At 59.4% G+C, this 1,856-nt stretch carries 3 protein-coding genes; all 3 read left to right on the top strand.

What is annotated here, in order from left to right:
* Positions 1 to 168 precede the first annotated feature (168 nt).
* A complete protein-coding gene (locus DT23_RS17590) occupies positions 169 to 558 on the top strand; it encodes a hypothetical protein (protein WP_038133473.1) in 390 nt (129 codons plus the stop codon).
* Positions 555 to 974 carry an IS66 family insertion sequence element accessory protein TnpB gene (tnpB, locus tag DT23_RS17585; RefSeq protein ID WP_156024001.1) on the top strand — a complete coding sequence of 140 codons (420 nt, stop codon included), beginning with the start codon at positions 555 to 557 and terminating at the stop codon, positions 972 to 974. Before DT23_RS17590 ends, tnpB begins: the two co-directional genes overlap by 4 nt.
* Positions 964 to 1,856, top strand: an 893-nt coding sequence (locus tag DT23_RS17580; protein WP_051697407.1) for an AAA family ATPase, incomplete at its 3' end; no start/stop codon positions are given. The genes tnpB and DT23_RS17580, both read left to right, overlap by 11 nt.

Raw genomic sequence — 1,856 nt, 5'->3', positions numbered from 1 at the left:
AGTGTGGGAGCGGCGCACCGCTTACGTTCCATCTTGGCGCGCAGCGCCAAGATAGGCTCCTTGCGCGCGAGAGGATACGTAAGCGTTGCATCTGACCCCGCTCACCGCCTCTGAACGCCTCCTTTGCATCATGATAAGCCTATCCCGCGAAACACACGGGAGACTATCATGGCTAATCGCGAGATCTGGGGCTTCGAAATCCCCACATCACCCTCAGGCAAGAATATCTGGCCGAAAGCTCTAAAGCGCGAAGCCGTGCGACGCATCGACGAAGAAGGCGCGTCGCCCGGCGAAATTGCGGCAGAACTCGATGCGCATGAATGCTTGGTCCGCAAGTGGCATGTAGCGGCGCGCCGCGCTCGTGGCGATGCCATTTTGGACAATGGGCCAGCTTTCGCTGAGATAAAGCTTCGCCCAGATGCTCGACCAATTGAGGCCCGGCCATCAAATCCAGACCAAGCGCGTATAGTCGTCGGCGCAGTCTGTATCGAGTTTCCGATATCTATCGACGAAGATAGCCTGGTAAAATTGGTCCGCGCAGCAGGGACCGCGTCATGATCGTCCCCTCGAGCAGCTTCAAGATATTTCTCGCGATGCAACCCGTCGATTTCAGAAAAGGGATCGATGGGCTCGTGAACTATGTCGCCGAGAACTTCGACCTTGATCCTTTTTCCGGTGCGTTCTTCGTGTTTCGATCGAAGGGTCGTGACAAGATGAAAATCGTGATGTGGGACGGCACCGGCTTGGTGCTGATTTACAAGCGCATCGAAGGCAATGGGTTCTATTGGCCCAGCCTCGTAGATGGCACGCTATCGCTTACGAAAGCACAGTTTGAAGCGCTCTTTGAAGGGATCGATTGGCGAAATGTAACCACACCGCGCTATCTGCGGCCACAAAAGCCGCAGTCTCTTTCAACGCTATCGACTGGAAAAGCGCAAACGCGCCAGAATTCGGACCAAGCACATGAGCATTAACTGTCGCACCCGTGCGCAAAGGCGCAACCAGGTTCCTCTCCGCATTGTCGCTCTGCGCTTTGATTTTGAAACCTCGCCGCAGAAGATCGAGCAACAGCTCATCACCTTCCTGCGCGAGTTGCGCTGGAAGGCGCGCGGGTTTGACCCGGCGGATCTCGAAGCCGCGCGCGAGGCGGATGACTGGAGCGATGAGTTGCTCGCTTGCAGCCCCAGCCGGCACGATAGCGATAAGATCCGTCGCAGAGCACAAGCGCTCGCGGATCGACGTCTGCGGGCATCGGGGATGGCGCATCTGGACAAGGACGCGCGAGAGAAGCTGCGCGGGCTCAGCGACGGTGTGCGGGTGGTTCAGCTGCCAAGCGCGCATCGCGCCGACGAGATTGCAGCGACGCTGCACGATGAGATGCCCTGGATGGCGCAGGCGACCACGCTGGCTTGGCACGCGATGCGCGAAAGCGTGCGCAGTGGCGCACCCGCGTTGCACTTGCCGCCGATGCTGCTCGACGGGCCGCCGGGGATTGGCAAGAGCTACTGGGCGCGGCGTCTGGCGCAGTTGATCGGCACACCTTCGGAGATGATCGACGCTGCAAACGAGCCGGCGGGTTTCGCGGTCGCCGGAAGCCAACGCGGTTGGGCGACTGCGCAGCCAGGGCGTCCGGTCGAACTGTTCCTGCGCGAGCGCGTGGGCAACCCGATCATGGTGATCGACGAAATCGACAAGGTTGGCGATGTGCTCTCGAACAAAGGTGTCAACTTTGCGCTGAGCAATGCGCTTCTACCCTTGCTTGAGCCGCTTAGCGCTAAGGCGTGGAGCTGTCCCTATTTCCGCGTCACTTTCGACATGCGCTGGATCAGCTGGATCCTGACCTCGAACAATCGCCG

The sequence above is a fragment of the Thioclava indica genome (assembly GCF_000714545.1).
In the GTDB taxonomy this organism is placed as follows: domain Bacteria; phylum Pseudomonadota; class Alphaproteobacteria; order Rhodobacterales; family Rhodobacteraceae; genus Thioclava; species Thioclava indica.
Note: the sequence above shows the minus strand (reverse complement) of the source record. Positions and strands in the feature narration are given on the sequence as shown.